The sequence below is a fragment of the Rhizobium sp. 05N430 genome (assembly GCF_056396985.1).
Genome location: NZ_JBFTMO010000003.1, coordinates 155,108 through 175,855, shown reverse-complemented (window position 1 = coordinate 175,855; position 20,748 = coordinate 155,108). Strand labels below are relative to the sequence as shown.

Below are 20,748 nucleotides of genomic sequence, written 5' to 3'. Positions count from 1 at the left end.
TTTTACCCTTTCCCCTGACCGGATGGAAATAAAGACGCGCTATTCTCCTGTTCATAGTCAGACGGAGTAGCGTTCATGCGTCAGTTCATCCTCGGTGCGGCAATCGCGCTTATCGCCGGTTCGGCAATGGCATCGTCCATCGATGTCATCAAGCCAACCGCGCCTGAAGGCAATGGCAGCATTCTCAAGGAAACCTGCACCAGCTGCCCGCCGCTTGCCGTCACCGAACGCAAGAAGGATTACACCGTTCCGACCCTGGCGTCCGGTTCGCTGCAGGCCAGTGAACTGCGCGATGTCGGCGGCGAAAAGAAGCTCTACCGCACCGAAGGCTGGATGGGCGGATCGCCCGTGGTCTTCGTCACCAAGGCAACGCCCGAAGTCCTGCAGGCTTTCGACAAGAGTGCCACGCCCGCAGAAGGCATCGATCCTACCGCCACGACCTCGGTCATCGGCCTCGACGCCAAGCCAGCCACGGCAGGTATGACGGCAGAGACGGAACAAACCGCGCCGTTGGACATTTCCTCCTTCAAGCTGCGCATGTAGCAGCAAAAAGTTCCCTGCCCCTGACCCGGTCAAGGTTTGATCGCTGGGGTCCGCTTAGCGCGGATTGAATGCGCTCCTGAGAGAAGCAGGGGCGCATTCTTTATTTTGATTGAATGATAAATTACGCATACAACGCATGCGCTTATGCGAAAAAACGGGACTCATAATTGACCGTTCCGCGCGCCGATATCGTTAAGGCATCGTTTAACCATTCACCATAATTCTAGCCACCGGAGGCCGGAGCGAGCATGATTGCGCTTGCTGAAAGTGCGTGGTGACACGTGCAAAGGACGGGAGTTTCCCGATCCGGTGTTTTATAAATTTCACCACTTTCGCGAGACAATTATGAAAAAGCTTAAAATTGCCCATCAGCTTTTTGCTCTTGTCGGTGTCCTCATGGCGGCCTTTGCGGTTGCCACCTATTTCCAGATCCGCACAACGTCGCAATCCATCTACGAAGACCGCTTCGATCTGCTGCGTACGCAGGTCGAGTCTGGCATCTCCATCCTGAACACCTATTATGAGCGTGAGAAGGCAGGCGAGATGACGCATGAGGCCGCCCAGGCCGAGGCGTTCAAGGTTCTCTCCAAGGTCAAGTTCGACCCGAACGGCTATCTCTTCGGCTTCGACTACAACGTCTTCCAGCGCTTCCATCCAAGCCCGGTCAATATCGGCAAGGACATGAGCGGCCAGGTCGACAAGCGCGGCACCCATTTCAGCAAGGAAATGGTCGAAAAGGGCAAGGCCGGCGGCGGCGAGACGATCTATTTCTGGAGCAAGCCCGGGCAGCCCGAGACGGAAGTGTTCCTGAAGGGCGCCTATTCCAAGGCCTTCGATCCCTGGCAGCTGGTCGTCGGCTGCGGCGTCTATTTCGATGACCTGCAGGCGCAGATCGACGCGACGCTGTGGAAGGCCTTCATTGCCTGCGGCATCGTCTTCCTGGCCGGCATCGGCGCCGCGTTCTACTTCATCCGCGGCATTTCCAGGCCGCTCAAGGATGTCCACGAAGCACTTGAGGCCGTTGCCAACGAGCGCGTCGATGCAAAGATCCCGCATACCGAACTCAACAACGAAGTCGGCATGATGGCCCGCGCCACACGGTCACTGCAGGAAAAGGTTCGCGAACGTCATGCCATGACAGAGCGCGAAGCGGTTCAGCAGCTTGAGCTCGAGAGTGAGCGCGAAAGCAACCAGCGCAGCCAGCGCGATGAAGCTCTCGCACAGACCCGTGTCGTCACCACCATCGGCCAGGCGCTGGAACAGATCGCTCAGGGTGACCTGACCGTTCGTTGCGGCGACATCGGCCAGAAATACGCAGCCCTGCGCGACAACTTCAACGAGGCTCTCTCGCACCTCGAGGCGGCCATGGCCAAGGTCAGTGCCAAGGGCGGCGATATCGGCATGGCGAAGGAAGAAATCCGCCGTGCATCCGGTGAACTGTCGCAGCGCACTGAGCGTCAGGCTGCCAGCCTGGAAGAAACCTCGGCTGCTCTCGACGAGCTCACGGTCGCTGTCCGCCAGACGGCGGAAGGCGCGCATGAAGCCAGCAAGCGGGTTCACGCTGTCAGCACCGAAGCCAGCCGCAGCGACGCGGTTGTCACCGAAGCGATCAGCGCCATGAGCGGCATCGAAAAGTCTTCCGACGAAATCGGCAAGATCATCGGCGTCATCGACGAAATCGCCTTCCAGACCAACCTGCTGGCTCTGAACGCCGGTGTCGAAGCGGCACGCGCCGGTGAATCCGGTAAGGGCTTTGCGGTCGTCGCTCAGGAAGTCCGCGAACTGGCCCAGCGCTCTGCCGCTGCAGCCAAGGAGATCAAGGATCAGATCGCCCGCTCCTCCAGCCAGGTCGACCAGGGCGTCCGTCTGGTCGGCGAGGCAGGTGAAGCCCTGAAGCGCATCTCCGATCAGATCAAGTCGGCCAACGAAATCGTCGCCAAGATCGCTCACAGCGCTTCCGAACAGGACTCCACGCTGCGCTCGATCTCCTCCTCGATGAACCAGCTCGATGCTGCAACGCAGCAGAACGCAGCGATGGCCGAAGAGACCACCGCTTCGGCTGAAACACTCGCTGCCGATACCGACGAACTGCTCGGCCTGATCCGTGGCTTCCGCATCGGAAATAGCCAGCAGGACATGGTCCGCACACGCCGCGCGGCCTGATTTCCCGCGCTCCAAAACACGCGATAACAGATGATCTGAAATCACCGGGCATTTGCCCGGTGATTTTGCATAACTATATGATTTTAAATGATTTTATTGTTAGGTCGGCTTACTTTTTAAGGCTTTTTTAGTCGTTTTTATGCCATTGTCCTCTTGCCGGCCGCAGCATGTTCTTAAGCAGCGGTATAAGCGGTCTTCACGGACTCGCTCGCACAAGCGGTATCAGACCGCGCCGGAACCCTTTCGTCCTTTCCGCTGTGGGGCACCATGAAAAAGCTGAAGATTTCAAAACAACTGATTTTGCTGGTTACCGGATTGATGGTCGCCTTTGCGATCGCAACCACTCTGCAGGTCCGGTCCTCGGTCAATGCGATTTACAAGGAGCGTTATGACATGCTCCGGTCGGAGGTCCAGTCGGGCGTTTCCGTCCTCAAACAATACCAGGCGAAGGTCGATGCCGGCGAGATGAAGCTGGAAGACGCCCAGAAGCAGGCTTACGCCACGCTCAACGCCATGAAATACGATCCGGATGGCTATTTCTTCGGCTATAGCTACGACATCCAGATGATGTTCCACTACGACGCCTCGAAGGTTGGGCAGATCAACAAGGGTCAGCCGGACAGCAAGGGCAAGCTCTATCGCGAAGAGCTGGTAAAGCTCGGCCAGCAGGGCGGCGGCCTTGTCGAATACTATTCGACCGCCAAGCCCGGTCAGCCGGCAGGCGATTTCCGCAAGACGGCCTATGCGCTGGCTTTCGATCCCTGGAAGGTGGTGGTCGTCACCGGCGTCTATATGGATGACCTCGACGCCCAGGTGAATGACAAGATCCTCAGCGCTCTCTCCGGCAGCCTGATCCTTTCGCTTCTCGCCATCGTTGCGGCCTATCTGGTCATCCGCGGCATTTCGCTGCCGCTGAAGGATGTCCATCAGGCTCTTGAGGCCGTTGCCAACGAGAATGTGTCGATTGCCATTCCGCACACCGGCATGAATAACGAGATCGGCATGATGGCCAAGGCGACGCAGTCGCTGCAGGAAAAGGTGCGCGAACGTCATGCCATGGCCGAACGCGAAGCGGTTCAGGCACTGGCGCTCGAAACGGAGCGCGAGACCAACCTGCGCGGTCAGCAGGACGAAGCGTCGGTTCAGGCCCGCGTCGTCACCACCATCGGCCAAGCGCTGGAACAGATCGCCCGTGGCGACCTGACCGTCCGTTGCGCCGATATCGGCCAGAAATACGCAGCCCTGCGCGACAATTTCAACGACGCCCTGTCACACCTCGAAGCCGCCATGGCGAAGGTCAGCACCAAGGGCAGCGACATCGGTGTCAGCAAGGAAGAAATCCGCCGCGCATCGAACGAACTGTCGCAGCGCACCGAGCGTCAGGCAGCCAGCCTGGAAGAAACCTCGGCTGCTCTCGACGAGCTCACCGTTGCCGTCCGCCAGACGGCCGAGGGCGCCCACGAAGCCAGCCAGCGCGTCCGCGAAGTCAGCACCGAAGCCTCGCGCAGCGATGCCGTGGTCACCGAAGCGATCACCGCCATGAGCGGCATCGAGAAGTCGTCGGATGAAATCGGCAAGATCATCGGCGTCATCGACGAGATCGCCTTCCAGACCAACCTGCTGGCTCTCAACGCCGGTGTTGAAGCGGCACGCGCCGGTGAATCCGGTAAGGGCTTTGCGGTCGTCGCTCAGGAAGTTCGCGAACTGGCCCAACGTTCCGCCGCTGCCGCCAAGGAGATCAAGGATCAGATCGCCCGCTCCTCCAGTCAGGTCGACCAGGGCGTCCGCCTTGTCGGCGAAGCAGGCGAAGCCCTGAAGCGCATCTCCGATCAGATCAAGGCCGCAAACGAAATCGTCGCCAAGATCGCCCACAGCGCCTCCGAACAGGATACCACGCTGCGCTCGATCTCGTCCTCGATGAACCAGCTGGATGCGGCAACGCAGCAGAACGCAGCGATGGCGGAAGAGACTACAGCATCGGCTGAAACGCTGGCCGCCGACACCGACGAGTTGCTCGATCTGATCCGCGGCTTCCGCGTCGGCAATGTCGCGCACGCCGCACCGGCGGTTCACCACCGCCGCGCAGCCTGAGTTTTTATTACAGACCTTTTCATCAAGACCAGCATTAGCGGCCGCCGGAGCAATCCGGTGGCCGTGCTCGTTCTCTCGCTACGATCAGCTGCCAGCCGCAACGGGCAGGGCGGCAATGACCGCGCGAAACCAGCGCTGCGCCGGATGCGTGTCATTTCGCCGGTGCCAGGACATGACGAAGGGCACGGGCGCCAGATCGAGAGGCGGCCCCCGGGCGATCAGATTGTCCGCCTGGCCGGAGGCATCGACGACACCTTCCATCAATGTCGCGATCATGTCCGACCGGGCGACCAGCAGCGGCGCCGCATACATATGCGGCAGGGTCAGTGCCAAGCGCCGCTTCAGACCCTGCTTGGCGAGAGCCATATCGACATGACCGAAACGGTCGTTCTCAGGCGACACCAGCAGGTGCCCTAGGCTCAGGAAGGTCTCGAGATCGAGCGGCGCCTTCGCCAGCGGATGATCCTTGCGCAATATGCAGACGAACCGCTCTTCGAAAAGCGGCTGTGTCAGGATCCGCCCTGCCGATGCCGAGGGAACGCCGATGGTCACATCCGCTTCCCCGGAATCCAGCATGTCCACCGCATCATCGCGGGCGCTGAAATTCCTGACCTGCAGCGTGATGCCGGGCGCGCTTGCGGTAAGCTGCTGCATCAATTGCGGTAGGAGGACGAACGCCGGGTGATCGGAGAGCCCGAGCGTGAAGGTCAGCGTCGATGCCGCAGGTTCGAAGCTCTGGGTGAAATCAAGCGTCTTCTGGATTTCCGCCAGCGCCTGCTGCAGTGGCCCCGCCAGATCGGCCGCCCGCGGGGTCGGCTGCAGCCCGTCCGGCCCGCGCACGAACAGCTCATCCTGAAACAGCGCTCTCAGACGCGAGAGCGCCGCGCTCATTGCCGGCTGCGTCCGCCCGATGCGGATGCCTGCCTTGGTGACGCTGCGTTCCTGTATCAGCGCGTCGAAGGCGACAAGCAGGTTGAGATCGATGCCGTGTAAATCCATGCCATGGATGAATGCATATATCGACTATCGATTTCAAGTATGGCGGCACCCGGCATAGCCTCTGGTCATTCCAACCACCCAATCAGAGAGACGACCATGCCATTCGCCAATTTCAAGGTCCCGCAGGGCACCATGAGCGCCGAGCAGAAGGAAGACCTCATCCACAAAACCACAGCCATTTTCGTCGGATATTTCGGCGAAGGCGTCCGTGCCTATACGATGGTTCTCGTCGATGAAGTTGTCGACGGCGGCTACGGCCGCGCCGACGAAACCTTCACCATCGCCAAGATGCAGAAGGAGCGGCAGTAGCGCAGCGAGGCTGGCGGGTTGCCGCCAGCCACCCTTCTCAAATCCAGAGGTCGCTCTTCGCCGTCCGCTCGCCGCCTTCCTCGCCGGTGTTCAGCGTGCCGCGCGGCTCGATCAGCAGCATCTTCACCTCGGAAGCGGCATAGGGCTTATGCTTGATGCCCTTCGGCACGACATACATCTCGCCGGGGCCGATCGACACCGCGCCATCGGGAAAATCGATCCGGAGAACGCCCTCAAGCACGATGAACGCCTCGTCGGTCGTCGGATGATCGTGCCAGATGAAATCACCCTCGATGCGGACGATCTTGAACTGGTAGTCGTTGAGTTCCGCAATCACCCGCGGCTGCCATTGGTCGCTGAATTTCGTGAGCTTCTCGGCGAAATTGATAGCGGTGTATGTCTTGGTCTCGGCCATTTCGATCTCCATCTTGCCGGGCAGTGGTAGATCGGGGCGGTGGCGCGGTCTTGAACGTTTGTGCCGGCGTTTACTGCGCCCAGTCGAATGTCAGCGTCTGCAGGTCGAGCCAGGCATTGCCGCCACCGAAATTGAAGCCGCCGAGATATTCTTCGAACTCGATGTAATAAGGGCTGATATCGGGGATGTTCTGCGCCGGGCGCATCGAGCCGCCGATGTGATCGGGCAGGTGATCCGCCGCCCAGGCATGCTCGCGGTAATTCTCTTCCTCGACCTCGTCGCCTTCCCAGTAATAGAAGGCTTGGTATCCCGTTTCGGCCGCCGCCCACTCGTCGCGCGGCGCGATACCGGCATTCGGGTCTTCGCCGCGCGGCGTGATGTCGAGGGCACGATTATAGGCGAGGTCGGCATGCTCGGTGTCGCCGAGCATCTGCAGCAGCCCGTAATTCTCCGTCTGATCGTCGAGATAGACCGCAGCAGTGCCGCGCTGCAGCCATTCGGGGCGCCGGATGCGGTCACGGTATGCGTTGGGCCGGAGACGCGGCGGCTGGCAGAAGGGCGCGTTGAATTCCGCTTCGGTCAGCAGGATCACCGCATGCGAGCGCCCGAGGAAATCCGCCATCCGGTGAAGGCGCGGATGGCGAAGCCGCTCGCTCATCCAGAAGGGATAGAGATCGCTATCGCTAGGCTCGCCGGCATCAGGATCGGCAATCAGCGCCGCGATCTCGGCGATACGCCCCTCGTCTTCGTCATGGGCGCTGCCGAAGAAGGAGAGGGCAACGATATCGGCCCCGAAGCCGCGATATTCAGGCGGCAGCAGCAGCGTGAAGCCATGCTGCAGCGGATAGCCGGTATTGGCATCCAGCGGCCACTGTTCCTCGACGATTCCAGGCGGCAGGCCGAAACACCAGCCACCGCCGCGCGGCCCTTCCTCCGAAACCGATTGCGGGAGGACTTCGATATTGTAGGCCTTCACCCGTCTCTCCCAACGTCATCCTCGGGCTTGTCCCGAGGATCTGCAGTTTCACGATCCGGTTCGCTCGGTAGATCATCGGGACAGGCCCGAGGATGACGGCTCGATACCTGGCTATCCGGCAATCTTCGAGAAATCGGCCACGGTGCCGGTCGCCTCGCGGATCAGGCGCAGCAGCGCCAGACGGTTGGCGCGGACCGCCGCGTCCTCGTCGTTAACAAGCACGTCCTCGAAGAACCGGTCGACAGGGGCGCGCAGCTTCGACAGCGCGGCCATCGCCGAGCGGAAGTCCTCGTTGACGATCGCAGCCGAAGCCTCGGCGGAGGCATGGGCGACGGCCGCATGGAGTTCCTTCTCGGCATCGAGCTTCAAGAGCGCTTCCGAGACACCGTCGGCAACGACGGTGCCCTTCTTCTCTTCGGCGGCGAGCAGCTGGGTAGCGCGTTTGGTGCCGGCCAAGAGGTTCTTGCCGTCCTCGGAGGTGATGAAGGCGGTCAGCGCCTCGACGCGGCGGGCAACCATCAACATGTCGTCCGTCTCCGGCGTCAGCACGGCATCGATCAGGTCATAACGCGCGCCCTGATCGCGCAGATAGACCTTGAGGCGATCGTGGAAGAACGACAGCAGGTCGAGCTGACGCGACAGGTCCACGCCTTGCTCAGCCCTCGGTACGCCGGCCTTGTCGGCGATGTCGTCATCGATCCGGCCCATATGGCTGACGATGCGCGGCAGCAGCGTCAGGCGGACGTTCCGCTCCAGAATGATGCGGATGACGCCGAGTGCGGCGCGGCGCAGCGCGAACGGGTCCTTGGAGCCGGTCGGCTTCTCATCGACCGCCCAGAAGCCGATCAGCGTGTCGAGCTTGTCGGCCAGCGCCACGCTGATGGCGATCTTGTCTTCAGGCACACGGTCGGACGGGCCCTGCGGCTTGTAGTGGTCCTCGATAGCGGTCGAAACAGCGCTGTCTTCGCCCTGCAGCACCGCATATTTGCGGCCCATGACGCCCTGCAGTTCCGGGAACTCGCCGACGGCTTCGGTGCGCAGATCCGCCTTGGCGAGCACGACTGCCCGGTCGACGAGCTTGTGGTCGGCGCTGAGCGGAAAGGCGATCTTCGCAGCCATCGCCCGCATGCGCTGCACCCGCTCGCCCTGCGTCCCAAGCTTTGCCTGGAAGGTGACGTTGAGTGCATCGAGCTTCGCCATGCGCTGGTCGAGCGGCTTCTTCAGGTCGAGGCCAAACGCCTTGGCCGAGGCTTCCAGCGTTTCTAGATCGGGCAGGTTGCCCTGGTCGCGCTTCCAGAAATGCAGCGCATCGGAGAGGCGGGCACGCACGACCTTGCCGTTGCCGTGGATGATTTCCTTGCCGCCGTCGGTCGCCTGGATGTTCGAGATGAGGATGAACTTGTTCGAAAGCGTCTCCTCACCCTGTTTGCGGGTGACGAAACACTTCTGGTTCGTCTTGATCGTCAGGCGAATGATCTCGGAGGGGATCGACAGATAGTCTTCCTCGAAGGCGCCCATCAGCACCTGCGGCCATTCGACGAGGCCGGAAACCTCTTCCAGTAGGCTTTCATCCTCGACCAGCTCAAGACCACTGGCAAAGGCCAGATTGTCGGCATCCGACGCGATGATCTCCTTGCGGCGCTCGGCATCGAGAATGACCTTGGCCTTCTCCAGATTGGCGACGTAATCGTCGAAGCGCCGGACGGTGATGGCCTCAGGCGCATGGAAGCGGTGGCCATAGGTGATGTTCGAAGCGACGATGCCTTCGATCTCGAAGGGGATGACCGTGGTTTCTTCGTGCTCGGTGCCGAAGGTGCAGACGATCGACTGCAGCGGGCGCACCCAGCGCAGCGAGCCGGGCTTGGCCGACGCCTTGCCCCAGCGCATCGGCTTCGGCCAGGGGAAGTCGCGGATGATGCCGGGCATCACGCCGGCGATGATCTCTTCGGCGTCGCGGCCCGGGCGCGAAATGACGGCAACGTAGAAATCGCCCTTCTTCGGATCGTTCTGCACCTGCGCCTCGGAAATCGAGGATAGCCCGGCGCTGCGCAAAAAGCCTTCGATAGCCTTTTCATTGGCGTCGGTGCGCGGGCCCTTCTTCTCCTCGCGCACATCGGCCGAGCGCGCCGTCAGGCCGCGGATATCGAGCGTCAGGCGGCGCGGCGTCCAGTATTCGCGCGCACCTTCATAGGAAAGACCGGCTTCGACAAGCGCATCGGTAACGAGCTTCTTCAGGTCGCCGGCAGCCTTGCGCTGCAGACGGGCCGGAATTTCCTCGGAGCGGAGTTCTAGAAGCAGATCAGGCATGTCACTTTTCCTTGCGTCACCGGGTCCGGGACGGTCCAAAACGGTCGCCTCTGCTACCAAAGAATGCCGCATCTGCACAACCGCAAAAACGCCGCGTGGTGGGGCATTTCGCTACGTTGTGCCGTGGATGCCCCCCTCTGCCCTGCCGGGCATCTCCCCCACAGGTGGGGAGATTGGCTGGGCGCGCCCGCTCGTTCCGACCTTGATTGTTTGGGGAGATGCGCGCAACGAGTCGATCTCCCTCCTTGTGGGGGAGATGCCCGGCAGGGCAGAGGGGGTGGCCACAAACGCTGACGTCGCCTTTCCGCTGTGGAAACCGCCCTCGGGCATTGCCTTGCCGTTTTTCGCCGCTATGGTCCGCCAACTTTTGTCAACGATCAGGGAATCCCATGGCCGCAGACCTTCGCTCGCTCTCCGCCGTCATCGCCTCGGAAATCAACGCCCGGCCGGATCAGGCCAAGGCGGCGATCGAGTTGCTGGACGAGGGCGCGACGGTTCCGTTCATCGCCCGCTACCGCAAGGAAGTGACCGGCGGCCTCGACGATACCCAGCTCAGAAACCTCGCCGAACGCCTGGTTTACCTGCGCGAGCTGGAGGCGCGGCGCGACACCATCGTCGAATCCATCAACTCGCAGGGCAAAATGACCGACGAGCTGATGGGCAAGCTTTCGGGTGCCGCAACCAAGGCCGAGCTCGAAGATCTCTATCTGCCCTACAAGCCGAAGCGCCGAACCCGCGCCGAGATTGCCCGCGAGCGTGGCCTCGGGCCGCTCGCCGAAGCGATCCTCGCCGATCGAACCAGGGAACCGGCAACGCTCGCCGAAGCCTATATCACCGCCGATGTGCCCGATGTGAAGACGGCGCTCGAAGGCGCCCGCGATATCGTTGCCGAAGGCATTGCCGAAAATGCCGACCTGCTCGGCAAGCTGCGCGCCCATATGCGCAGCGCAGCCCTGCTGAAAGCCAAGGTCGTGGATGGCAAGCAGGCCGCTGGCGAGAAATTCTCCGACTATTTCGACCATTCCGAACGCTGGGCAACCGCCCCCGGCCACCGCGCGCTCGCCATGCTGCGCGGCTGGAACGAGGAGGTGCTGACCCTGACGATCGAGGCCGATGCCGAGACAGCATCGCCGAACAAGCCGGTCGAGCGGATGATCGCTGCCGCCTACGAGATCGGCAATTCCCGCCCCGGCGACCGCTGGCTGCTCGATGTCGCTAGCTGGACCTGGCGCGTCAAACTCTCCATGTCGCTATCGCTCGATCTGATGCGCGAGCTGCGCGAACGCGCCGAGGAAGAGGCGATCCACGTCTTCGCCCGCAATCTAAAGGACCTGCTGTTGGCCGCCCCCGCCGGCTCGCGCGCCACGATGGGCCTCGACCCGGGCATCCGCACCGGCGTCAAGGTCGCCGTCGTCGATGGCACCGGCAAGGTGGTTGCGACGTCCACCGTCTATCCGTTCCAGCCGAGAAACGATGTGCGCGGCGCGCAGGTCGAGCTCGCATCGCTGATCCGCAAGCACAATGTCGAGCTGATCTCGATCGGTAACGGCACCGGCAGCCGCGAGACCGAAAAGCTGGTAGCCGACATGCTGGCCGAGCTTCCAGGCACCAAGCCCACCAAGGTCATCGTCTCCGAAGCCGGCGCCTCCGTCTATTCGGCATCGGCGACCGCCGCCGCCGAATTCCCGGATCTCGACGTCTCCTTGCGCGGCGCCGTCTCTATCGCGCGCCGCCTCCAGGATCCGCTTGCCGAACTCGTCAAGATCGAGCCGAAGTCGATCGGCGTCGGCCAGTACCAGCACGATGTCGATCAGGGCAAGCTCTCCCGGTCGCTTGATGCCGTCGTCGAAGATGCCGTAAACGCCGTCGGCGTCGATCTGAATACCGCCTCTGCGCCGCTGCTGTCGCGCGTGTCCGGCCTCAGCCGCTCGATCGCCGATTCCATCGTCGTCCACCGCGATCAGAACGGCCCTTTCGCGAGCCGCAAGGATCTCCTGAAGGTCGCCCGCCTCGGCAACCGCACCTTTGAACAGGCCGCCGGCTTCCTGCGCATTCCTGATGGCAAGGAGCCGCTGGACGCCTCGTCGGTGCACCCGGAAGCCTATGGCGTCGCCAAGAAGATCGTTGCCGCCTGCGGCCGCGACCTGCGCTCGTTGATGGGTGACAGCGCCCTGTTGAAGGGTCTCGATTTGCGCAAGTTCATCGACGAGCAGTTCGGCCTGCCGACCGTCAAGGACATCATCTCGGAGCTCGAAAAGCCCGGCCGCGACCCGCGCCCGAGCTTCAAGACCGCGACCTTCGCCGAAGGCGTCAACGAGATCTCCGACCTGAAGCCCGGCATGATGCTCGAGGGCACGGTCACCAATGTCGCGGCCTTCGGCGCCTTCGTCGATATCGGCGTGCATCAGGATGGCCTTGTCCACGTTTCGCAGCTCGCCGACCGTTTCGTGAAGGATCCGCATGAGGTCGTCAAAGCCGGCGATGTCGTGAAGGTCCGCGTCGTCGAGGTCGATGCCAAGCGCAAACGCATCGCTCTTTCGATGCGCAAGGACGATGGCACAGCACCCCCGCCACGAGGCGAGCAGCGCACGAACAACGCGCCCCGGTCGCAGAATTCTTCGCGCTCCACGCCGCCAAAACAGGAAAGCCAGGGCGCTTTTGGCGCCGCGCTCGCCGAAGCCATGAAGCGAAAATAAGCACTTAGGGCTGATAATTGCAAAAATGTCACAGTTTGGCAGCGTTGTTGCCAAAGTGCTAAACTGTGCGCTTGTCAGAGACGAGAGAGCTATTAAGTTGATGTGACCGTCCTGTCACATTGCGAGGCCTCATCATGGCGTCGGGATTCCTGTCGATTGTCCAGAAAATCATCCGCAAGGGTAACTTGAAGCTTACACTCGCCAACGGCGAGACACATACGGTCGGTGATGGCAGCGGCGATCTGGTCGCCGTCCGCATCGCCGATGAAGAGGCGGAAAAGCTGATCCGCCGCGACCCCACCCTCAAGCTCGGCGAAATGTATATGGATGGCCGGTTCATTCTTGAACACGGCAACATCTACGACTTCCTCGCCATGGTGAAGCAGAACACCACCAACGAGATCTTTGACATTCCGATGGCGGCGCTTCTCATCGGCCGCATCGCCCTGCAGCAGCTGAAGAGCCGTCTGCCGGTCAATCACAACAAGCGCAACGTCGCCCATCACTATGATCTGTCGGAGCGGCTGTTCGAGCTGTTCCTGGATGAGGACTGGCAATATTCCTGCGCCTATTTCGATCCGCCGGGCATCAGCCTGGAGGAAGCGCAGGTCGCCAAGAAGCGCCATATCGCCGCCAAGATGCTGCTGCAGCCGAACCAGCGCGTGCTGGAGATCGGCTCCGGCTGGGGCGGCATGGGCCTCTATATCGCCGAGGCGACACCGGGTCTCGATCATACCGGCATCACGCTGAGCGAAGAGCAGCTGAAGATCTCGCGCGACCGCGCCGAAAAGCGCGGCCTTGCCGATCGCGTCCGCTTCGAGCTGCAGGACTACCGGACGATGCGGGCACAGCCCTTCGACCGCATCGTCTCCGTCGGCATGTTCGAGCATGTCGGCATCGGCAATTTCGCCAATTATTTCCGTAAAGTGCATGAACTTCTGGCCGATGACGGCGTCATGGTCCTGCATTCGATCGCCCGCCCGAAACCGAGTTTCGCCACCAACGCCTTCATCGAGAAATACATCTTCCCGCAGGGCTATATCCCCTCGATCGGCGAAACCATTCCGGCGATCGAGAAAGCAGGGCTGCTGGTCCGCGATGTCGAAGTCCTGCCGCTGCATTACGCCTACACGCTGCGCCACTGGCGCGACCGCTTCGTTGCCCGCAAGGCCGAGGCAGTGGCGCTCTATGACGAACGCTTCTTCCGCATGTGGGAGTTCTATCTCGCCGGCTCCGAGATCGGCTTCCGCTGGGACGAGCTGTTCATCATGCAAATCCAGATCACCAAGAACCAGTATTCGACGCCTGATAACCGCAATTACATTCCGGCGGCGGAAACCAAGCTGAAGGAATTCGAGGCGGTGCGTCCGCCTTTGGAAAAGATTAGCTTCTGACAATCGAGCGCGGCCATCGAGCCGCGCTTTTCGCTTCAAGGATCATTGTTGTCATGGCCAGCGCCCATCCCGAAATAACCCTCGTCCGCCACGGCGAAACCGAATGGAGCCTGTCCGGCCAGCATACCGGCCGCAGCGACATACCGTTGACCGCAAAGGGAGAGGAGGCCGCCCGCGGCCTCGCCGCCCGTCTCCAGGGCGTTCCGGCATCCGCCGTCTGGTCAAGCCCGTCGCAACGCGCCCGCAACACCTGCAGCCTCGCAGGCTTCGGCGCCAACGCCGTCATCAAGGATGATCTCGCCGAATGGGACTACGGCGCCTATGAAGGCATCACCACCAAGGAAATCCTGAAAACCCGCCCAGGCTGGCAGCTCTTCCGCGACGGCTGCCCTGACGGCGAAACCGCCGCCGATACCGGCACCCGCGCCGACCGCATCATCGCCGGACTGCGCGCGCTGAACGCCCCCGTCCTGATCTTCTCCAGCTCCCATTTCCTGCGCGTACTCGCCGCCCGCTGGCTCGACCTGCCGCCGGAAGACGGATCGAAATTCGTGCTGGATACGGCGAGCATCAGCGTGCTGGGTTATGAGCACGACCTGACCGAGCCGGTGATCCGGCGATGGAATGGGAAGTAAGCCAATCACCCGCGTCCCCATGCCCGCTTGACCCGCCGCGCTCACCGTCGCTAGATGGCCGCATGCAACAGATCGACGGACTGAACGGGCGAGTCGCCGACGCGCCTTCGGACAATTGGGTTTACCGGATCCTGCCACCCTGGCTGTGGCCCTATGCGCAGCTGGCGCGCTGGGACCGGCCGATCGGCTGGCAGTTGCTGATGTGGCCGTGCTTCTGGTCGGTGGCGCTTGCCGCCAATGCAGCCGCTGCCGCCGGCAGTTTTTCCGGCGGGCGCACGGTGTATCATCTGATCCTCTATTTCATCGGCGCCGTCGCCATGCGCGGCGCGGGCTGCGCTTACAATGATCTCGTCGACCACAAGATCGACATGGAGGTGGCCCGCACGCGCTCGCGTCCGCTGCCATCGGGCCGCGTCACCCGCACACAGACGAAAATCTTCATCGTTCTCCAAGCCCTCGTTGGCCTGATCGTCCTTCTGCAGTTCAATTGGTTTGCCGTCATCCTCGGCATCCTGTCGCTCGGCATCGTGGCGCTCTACCCCTTCGCCAAGCGCTTCACCGACTGGCCGCAATTCTTCCTCGGCCTGGCATTCTCCTGGGGCGCGCTGATGGGCTGGGCCGGAACCTTCGGCGCGCTCTCACTCGCCGCCGTCTCGCTCTATATCGCCTCCGTCGTCTGGACGATCGGCTACGACACGATTTATGCGCATCAGGACAAGGAAGACGACGAGTTGATCGGTGTCCGCTCCACAGCGCGGCTGTTCGGTGATCGCACCCGCCAGTGGCTGATCGGTCTCTACGGGGCGACGCTGGCGTTGATGCTGCTTGCCTTCTGGCTGGCAGGCGTCGGCCCTGTCGCCTATCTTGGCCTCGCGATCGCTGCAGGCATGTTTGCCTGGCAGATCGTCAAGCTGGATATCAACGACGGCGACCAGTGCCTCTATCTCTTCAAGTCGAACAACCGGGTCGGCCTGATCATCTTTGCCGGGCTATTCGTCTCGCTGCTTTTGACGCTGCCCTGATCAAAACAGAAAACCCGGCGCAAGGCCGGGTTTTCTGTTTGAGCTTTCTCGCCGTGATCAATTGCGGGCGATGATTTCCTTGCCTTCGATCTTCATCGAAACGCCAAGCTTGCCGGTCGTGCGGCGCACCAGGAAGCGCGGGCGGCGGTTGGCGAAATAGGAGTGGCGGCGGCGCGGCTTCATGTGGCTGGTGCGCAGATCGCCGAGATGTTCTTCCAGCGGGCGGGCAACGCCATCGGCCTCGACCATCAGCATCGGAATGCGGAAGGCTTCCGACCAGCCGCGCCAGTCGGCGGCGATATCGCCGAGATCGTGTGCGACGAGGAGCGGCACGCAGAGATCGGGATCTTCGTGGTGGAGTTCCAGGGTCACGGTCACTTCGCCGTCACCATGGTCGATCGCCCGGGCTGCAACACCCTTGAAGGCGCGCTTCGGCAGGGCGATAGAGAGCGGCAGGCCGCTGGAGGGGAGAACCTTGCGCAGGATGGCGCCACGTTCGTCGATCGTTATGTTGACGTCACCGGAGGCGTCATGGATGGCGTAGCTGACCTGCTGGGGAAAGCGCGACGGATCGAGGCGCAGTGTCGTACCAGCCCATGCGGGCTTCATAACGGTGTTGTTCATGTTCATTTCTACCCTTGTCTTACCTGAGAGCCGGTTTCCGGTCTTCTCCTCGGGGCTTTTTCGCCCTCTATGGCTCGACAATAGGCGCGGCCTCTTCCGGACCGCTTAAAATTTGCGGTTAAGAAAACGCTGCCTTTCCTGATGGTTATCAAAATCGAATGTGGCAGGGTTTCTGGAATGTGAACGTTGTCTCATAAGGGCGTGTGCCATAACGGCACCCGCGCCGGTAAGCCTCAAGTAAGCTTTAAGTGGCAAAATCGAGACAGGATATCCCGTTATTCTTTTAGGTATTTTCCCGAAAAGGGCGCTCTCGATGATTTCATCTTCCGTTGCTTACGCGATATTGTCGAAAGATATGAAGACGAGCCTCGATCGCGTCGCATCCCAGTCGACCGTCAAGAGCAATGCCGATTACTATGCGGCGAACATCAACAAGGTCAAAGACGTAGACGATTTTCTCGGCAACTATAAGCTCTATAGCTATGCCATGGACGCCTACGGTCTCAGCGACATGACCTATGCCAAGGCCTTCATGAAAAAGGTGTTGGAGAGCGATCTGACCGACGCCAACAGCTTCGCCAACAAGCTGGCTGATTCCCGTTACAAGACATTCGCCGCCGCCTTTAATTTTCACACGGCAGCGCCACAGGCCCAGACCTCCTCTCAGGAGGACGACATGATCGGCCTCTATACGCAGTCGTATCAGGATAGCGGCAAGGACGCCGCGACCGAGTCTGCCTATTTCAAATCGGCGATGCGCGATGTGACGAGTGTCGATGATCTGGTCGGCGATCCGCGTCTCAAGGACTTTGTGTTCAAGACCTTCGGCATCGACGGTACCTATGTGTCGAACAGCTTCCTGAAGAATGTTCTGACGAGCGACGTCAGCGATCCGAACAGCTTCGTCAATACGCAGGCCAACGCCAAGTATCAGGATATGGCCAGCTACTTCAATTTCGCGGCCGACGGCACGACCGGTGCGACACCGCAGCCGCCGCAGACGGCCGCACAGCAGACCGATCTGGTCAGCCGCGCCAATGCCAACGGCAAGGATTATTTCCAGTCGGCGATCGGCAGCATTGCCAATGTCGATCAGTTGCTGTCGGACCAGAAGCTCAACAATTTCGTCCGCGCGGTCTACAATGTCGGCAGCACCGTTTCGGATGCCGACCTGAAGACTTATCTGACCGATCCGACGGAAGCCGCGGCGAAGGGCTACACGACGCTCAATTCGGCCTTCAGCTTCAACGCCGATGGCAGTGTTAATGGCAGCGCGCAGACCGCCGCGCAGACGGTGACCGCCGCTACCCGCTTTGATCAGTCGACGGCTTACTACAAGCGGATCATGGAAACCGTGACCGGCGCCGACGATATCGTCGCCGATCCCGGCCTATCCTCCTATGTCAAGGTCGCTTTCGGCGTGCCGATGTCGATGACCGATGAGAATGTCACGAAGCTGCTGACCGATCCTGCCTACGCGGCCTCGGTGGGCGCGCCCGATGCGCCCTCGGCTTTCAATTTCAATGCGGATGGTTCGACGGTCGGCGCAGCGCAGACGACCGATCAGAAGAACGGCATCCTCGAGAAGTACACACTGAACTCTCTGCAGAAGGTCGTGGACTACGACGACGCACCAGGCGAACCTGACGACGTCTATTACGTCACGCCAGCGGCGGCGGCCTTCAACAAGTCCTATTTCGAAAAGACGATCAAGACGATCACCAACGTCGATCAGCTGATGGCCGACGACCGCATGACGTCTTACATAAAGGCGGCCTACAGCCTTGGCAGGCATGGCTATGGTAGCGGTCTTGTCGACGGGCTTGATAATACCGGCCTGCGCCAGGTGTTGGTCAATTCGGGCCTCGCCGGCCAGCTTGGCCTCACCGAGCTTCACGACGCCTTTAACTTCAATACGGACGGAACGGTCACGTCGCCCGATGGTGCCCAGAGCGCTGCAGCTACCACGCAGACCTCGACGCAGTACATGAAGCGCTACGACGATGAAGCCAACGACTTCATGGATGACATCACCACAAACTACAAGAACCTCATTACCTCGAGCGTCGGCACAGGAACGTTCTCGGACGTCAAGAATATCAACGACTTCCTGCGCGACAACAAGCAGATCGACTTCAGCAAGAGAAACGACGACCTTCCCGACATGTATCATGTCGCGCTGCAGGCCTTTGGCTTGACGGAAGCGGACCTCCCGAAGTCGATGGCCCGCAAGGTGCTGACGAGCGATGCCTACGATCCGAAGGGCTATGTCGCTTCCTTGAAGGATGAGCGCATCACCAATTTCGCCCGCGCCTTCAACTTCGGCAGCGATGGCAAGATCGGTCAGCATCTGGCGCCGCTCTCCGACGCGTCGATGGCGAAATACGCGACCAATTACAAGTCGCACCTGCTGATGTTCATGGCTGACGGTCCGGCCAAGGACAAGGCATCGAAGGATGCGGCGAAGGACGTCGATGCGTTCGCCAAGGGCATGGACGATGTGAAGTCGCTGGACGACTTGCTGGGCAACAGCAAGCTCACCGACTTCATCCTCAAGTCCGTCGGTCTCGACCCGAAGGACTACAAGAAGGATACGCTGAAGAAGATCTTCACCTCTGATCCCGCCGATCCGAAGAGCTATCTGAACACCAAGGCCGATACCAAGTTCAAGGACATCGTCGCCGACTTCAACTTCGACAAGGACGGCAATCTGACGCGCTCCAAGCTCGGCGCGGTCCAGGACCAGGGTGCGCTCGACCGTACGCAGCAGGGCTATCTGGCGCAGACGCTGGAAACGCAGCAGGGGCAGAACAACGACGGCACCCGTCTTGCGCTCTACTTCACCCGCCAGGCGCCGAACATTACGTCGCTCTACACGATCCTTGGCGACAAGGCGCTGTTCCAGGTCGTCCAGACGGCCTTCAACCTGCCGAGCCAGGTTTCCAGCATGGATGTCGACAAGCAGGTGGCGATGCTGCAGAAGTTCATGGATCTGAAGGATCTCGGCGATCCCAAGAAGGTCGACAAGCTGGTGAAGCGCTTCACGGCGATGTACGACATCCAGAACAGCACCACCCAGGCGCCCGCCTTGCAGATCCTGACGAATGGCGGAACCACCAAGGCGGCCGGCGTCCTCGGTTAATCGAGGTTGACGACCTTGCCGGGGTTCATGATGCCGGCGGGGTCGAAGGCGCGCTTGATGCGGCGCATCAGATCCATCTCGATCTCGGAGCGGATCGCGGCCAACTCGTCGCGCTTCAGCTGACCGATACCATGCTCGGCCGAGATCGAGCCGCCATGGGCGCGCACGATTCCATGCACGATCCCGTTCATTTCATGCCATCGGGCAATGAAGGCGTTCTTGTCGGCGCCGATGGGCTGCGAGATGTTGTAGTGGATGTTGCCGTCGCCCATATGGCCGAAGGCGCAGATGCGCGCGCCAGGCATCACCGCCATCACGGCCTCGGCCGCTTCCGCCATGAAATGCGGGATCCGCGAAACCGGCACCGAGACATCGTGCTTGATCGAACCGCCCTCGGGCTTCTGCGCCTCCGACATGCTTTCGCGCATGTGCCAGAGTGCCTGCTGCTGGGCGACCGACGAGGCGATGGTAGCGTCTTGCACCAACCCCTCCTCAAAACCTTTTTCCAGAAGCGCGTTCATCATCCGCTCGGCGGTTTCGGCCGAATCCGAGGTCGAGATGTCGATCAGCACATACCAGGGGTGCGGGCTTTCCAGCGGATCGCGCACGCCGTCGATATGTTTGCTGGTGATCTCGACGCCGAAGCGCGGCATCAGCTCGAAGCCGGTCAGCGAGGTGCCGCAAAGGCTGCCTGCCAGATTGAAGAGCGCCAGCGCGTCCTCGACGCTGCCGATCCCGGCAAAGGCCACCTGCTTGCCGAGCGGCTGCGGGAAGAGCTTCAGTACCGCGCCGGTAATGATCCCGAGGGTTCCTTCGGCGCCGATGAAGAGGTCGCGCAGGTCGTATCCGGTATTGTCCTTCTTCAGCCGCCGCAGTCCGTCCCATATCTCGCCGGTCGGCAGCACCACCTCGAGGCCGAGGCAGAGCTGGCGCATATTGCCATAGGCCAGCACCGCCGTACCGCCGGCATTGGTCGACAGGTTGCCGCCGATGCGGCAGGAGCCCTCGGAACCGAGCGACAGCGGAAACAGCCGTCCACGCGCCTCGGCCGCCCTCTGCACTTCGGCCAGAATGGCGCCGCCGTCAGCAACCAGAACGTTGGCGACCGGATCGACGTGGCGAATCTTGTTCATGCGCTCCAGCGAGATGATGATGTCGGACTTGCCTTCGCGTGGCGTCTGCCCGCCGACCAGCCCGGTATTGCCCGTCTGCGGCACGACTGCGGTGCCGGTCTCGGTGGCAAGCTTCAGGATCGCTGAGACTTCACCGGCATTGGCAGGCTTCAGGAGGAGAGGGGAGGAGCCGTGATAGAGGCCGCGGTTCTCGACCAGGTGCGGTGCAAGTTCGGCCTCGCTACGCAGTGCATATTTTTCGCCGACGATGGCGGTGAAGCGGTCGAGAAGTTCCGGGGATACGCTCATCGGGGCTCGGT

The 20,748-nt window shown here is 61.3% G+C and carries 15 protein-coding genes; 9 read left to right on the top strand and 6 right to left on the bottom strand.

Annotated features, from left to right (window positions below; translation table 11 throughout):
• Positions 1-75: 75 nt before the first annotated feature.
• The 3 genes from AC1DJO_RS08270 (at position 76) to AC1DJO_RS08260 (ending at position 4,797) form a co-directional block, all read left to right on the top strand.
• Positions 76-543 carry a plant virulence effector HPE1-like domain-containing protein gene (locus AC1DJO_RS08270; RefSeq protein WP_112386505.1) on the top strand — a complete coding sequence of 156 codons (468 nt, stop codon included), beginning with the start codon at positions 76-78 and terminating at the stop codon, positions 541-543.
• A 345-nt stretch (positions 544-888) separates the two neighbouring features.
• Positions 889-2,706: a methyl-accepting chemotaxis protein gene (locus tag AC1DJO_RS08265; protein ID WP_112537125.1), complete on the top strand. Its 1,818-nt coding sequence runs from the start codon at positions 889-891 to the stop codon at positions 2,704-2,706.
• Between the two features lie 267 nt (positions 2,707-2,973).
• Positions 2,974-4,797, top strand: a complete 1,824-nt coding sequence (locus AC1DJO_RS08260; protein WP_477969819.1) for a methyl-accepting chemotaxis protein — start codon at positions 2,974-2,976, stop codon at positions 4,795-4,797.
• 84 nt (positions 4,798-4,881) lie between these two features.
• Here AC1DJO_RS08260 and AC1DJO_RS08255 read toward each other — a convergent pair whose 3' ends face one another.
• Positions 4,882-5,796: a LysR family transcriptional regulator gene (locus AC1DJO_RS08255; protein ID WP_477969817.1), complete on the bottom strand. Its 915-nt coding sequence runs from the start codon at positions 5,794-5,796 to the stop codon at positions 4,882-4,884.
• Positions 5,797-5,892: 96 nt separating this feature from the next.
• Between AC1DJO_RS08255 and AC1DJO_RS08250 the strand changes: the two genes are divergently transcribed.
• Positions 5,893-6,105 (top strand): tautomerase family protein, encoded by a 213-nt coding sequence (locus tag AC1DJO_RS08250; RefSeq protein ID WP_477969815.1) that lies wholly within the window; start codon positions 5,893-5,895, stop codon positions 6,103-6,105.
• 37 nt (positions 6,106-6,142) lie between these two features.
• Here the strand turns inward: AC1DJO_RS08250 and AC1DJO_RS08245 are convergent, their stop codons facing one another.
• The 3 genes from AC1DJO_RS08245 to glyS form a co-directional block, all read right to left on the bottom strand.
• On the bottom strand, positions 6,143-6,520 hold the full coding sequence (locus tag AC1DJO_RS08245) for a cupin domain-containing protein (protein ID WP_477969813.1): 378 nt from the start codon (positions 6,518-6,520) through the stop codon (positions 6,143-6,145).
• A 70-nt stretch (positions 6,521-6,590) separates the two neighbouring features.
• Positions 6,591-7,496, bottom strand: coding sequence for a hypothetical protein (locus AC1DJO_RS08240; protein ID WP_477969811.1), 906 nt, complete (start codon positions 7,494-7,496; stop codon positions 6,591-6,593).
• A gap of 111 nt (positions 7,497-7,607) precedes the next feature.
• A complete protein-coding gene (glyS, locus tag AC1DJO_RS08235; protein ID WP_477969809.1) occupies positions 7,608-9,803 on the bottom strand; it encodes a glycine--tRNA ligase subunit beta in 2,196 nt (731 codons plus the stop codon).
• Between the two features lie 389 nt (positions 9,804-10,192).
• On the opposite strand from glyS, the gene AC1DJO_RS08230 reads away from it, so the two are divergent.
• From AC1DJO_RS08230 to ubiA, 4 genes are all read left to right on the top strand, one after another.
• Positions 10,193-12,499, top strand: coding sequence for a Tex family protein (locus AC1DJO_RS08230; RefSeq protein WP_477969807.1), 2,307 nt, complete (start codon positions 10,193-10,195; stop codon positions 12,497-12,499).
• Positions 12,500-12,633: 134 nt separating this feature from the next.
• A complete protein-coding gene (locus AC1DJO_RS08225; RefSeq protein WP_112386496.1) occupies positions 12,634-13,893 on the top strand; it encodes an SAM-dependent methyltransferase in 1,260 nt (419 codons plus the stop codon).
• A gap of 53 nt (positions 13,894-13,946) precedes the next feature.
• Positions 13,947-14,528 carry a histidine phosphatase family protein gene (locus AC1DJO_RS08220; RefSeq protein WP_477969805.1) on the top strand — a complete coding sequence of 194 codons (582 nt, stop codon included), beginning with the start codon at positions 13,947-13,949 and terminating at the stop codon, positions 14,526-14,528.
• A gap of 62 nt (positions 14,529-14,590) precedes the next feature.
• Complete coding sequence (gene ubiA, locus AC1DJO_RS08215; RefSeq protein ID WP_477969803.1) at positions 14,591-15,550, top strand: 4-hydroxybenzoate octaprenyltransferase; 960 nt, start codon at positions 14,591-14,593, stop codon at positions 15,548-15,550.
• A 57-nt stretch (positions 15,551-15,607) separates the two neighbouring features.
• On the opposite strand, the gene AC1DJO_RS08210 is transcribed toward ubiA, so the two are convergent.
• Positions 15,608-16,174, bottom strand: a complete 567-nt coding sequence (locus AC1DJO_RS08210) for a DUF6101 family protein (protein WP_112386520.1) — start codon at positions 16,172-16,174, stop codon at positions 15,608-15,610.
• 313 nt (positions 16,175-16,487) lie between these two features.
• On the opposite strand from AC1DJO_RS08210, the gene AC1DJO_RS08205 reads away from it, so the two are divergent.
• Positions 16,488-19,316: a DUF1217 domain-containing protein gene (locus AC1DJO_RS08205; RefSeq protein WP_477969801.1), complete on the top strand. Its 2,829-nt coding sequence runs from the start codon at positions 16,488-16,490 to the stop codon at positions 19,314-19,316.
• Here the strand turns inward: AC1DJO_RS08205 and AC1DJO_RS08200 are convergent.
• Entirely contained in the window at positions 19,313-20,737 is a 1,425-nt protein-coding gene (locus AC1DJO_RS08200; protein ID WP_477969799.1) for an FAD-binding oxidoreductase, read from the bottom strand. The two genes, AC1DJO_RS08205 and AC1DJO_RS08200, sit on opposite strands and share 4 nt — an antisense overlap.
• Positions 20,738-20,748 lie beyond the last annotated feature (11 nt).

What these genes read in the sequence shown, in the direction of transcription:
- glyS (WP_477969809.1), bottom strand. Translation starts at nt 9,803, where the DNA reads ATGCCTGATCTGCTTCTAGAACTCCGCTCCGAGGAAATTCCGGCCCGT.
- AC1DJO_RS08265 (WP_112537125.1), top strand. Translation starts at nt 889, where the DNA reads ATGAAAAAGCTTAAAATTGCCCATCAGCTTTTTGCTCTTGTCGGTGTC.
- AC1DJO_RS08270 (WP_112386505.1), top strand. Translation starts at nt 76, where the DNA reads ATGCGTCAGTTCATCCTCGGTGCGGCAATCGCGCTTATCGCCGGTTCG.
- AC1DJO_RS08205 (WP_477969801.1), top strand. Translation starts at nt 16,488, where the DNA reads ATGATTTCATCTTCCGTTGCTTACGCGATATTGTCGAAAGATATGAAG.
- AC1DJO_RS08225 (WP_112386496.1), top strand. Translation starts at nt 12,634, where the DNA reads ATGGCGTCGGGATTCCTGTCGATTGTCCAGAAAATCATCCGCAAGGGT.
- AC1DJO_RS08220 (WP_477969805.1), top strand. Translation starts at nt 13,947, where the DNA reads ATGGCCAGCGCCCATCCCGAAATAACCCTCGTCCGCCACGGCGAAACC.
- AC1DJO_RS08250 (WP_477969815.1), top strand. Translation starts at nt 5,893, where the DNA reads ATGCCATTCGCCAATTTCAAGGTCCCGCAGGGCACCATGAGCGCCGAG.
- AC1DJO_RS08245 (WP_477969813.1), bottom strand. Translation starts at nt 6,520, where the DNA reads ATGGCCGAGACCAAGACATACACCGCTATCAATTTCGCCGAGAAGCTC.
- AC1DJO_RS08260 (WP_477969819.1), top strand. Translation starts at nt 2,974, where the DNA reads ATGAAAAAGCTGAAGATTTCAAAACAACTGATTTTGCTGGTTACCGGA.
- AC1DJO_RS08210 (WP_112386520.1), bottom strand. Translation starts at nt 16,174, where the DNA reads ATGAACAACACCGTTATGAAGCCCGCATGGGCTGGTACGACACTGCGC.
- AC1DJO_RS08230 (WP_477969807.1), top strand. Translation starts at nt 10,193, where the DNA reads ATGGCCGCAGACCTTCGCTCGCTCTCCGCCGTCATCGCCTCGGAAATC.
- ubiA (WP_477969803.1), top strand. Translation starts at nt 14,591, where the DNA reads ATGCAACAGATCGACGGACTGAACGGGCGAGTCGCCGACGCGCCTTCG.
- AC1DJO_RS08255 (WP_477969817.1), bottom strand. Translation starts at nt 5,796, where the DNA reads ATGGATTTACACGGCATCGATCTCAACCTGCTTGTCGCCTTCGACGCG.
- AC1DJO_RS08200 (WP_477969799.1), bottom strand. Translation starts at nt 20,737, where the DNA reads ATGAGCGTATCCCCGGAACTTCTCGACCGCTTCACCGCCATCGTCGGC.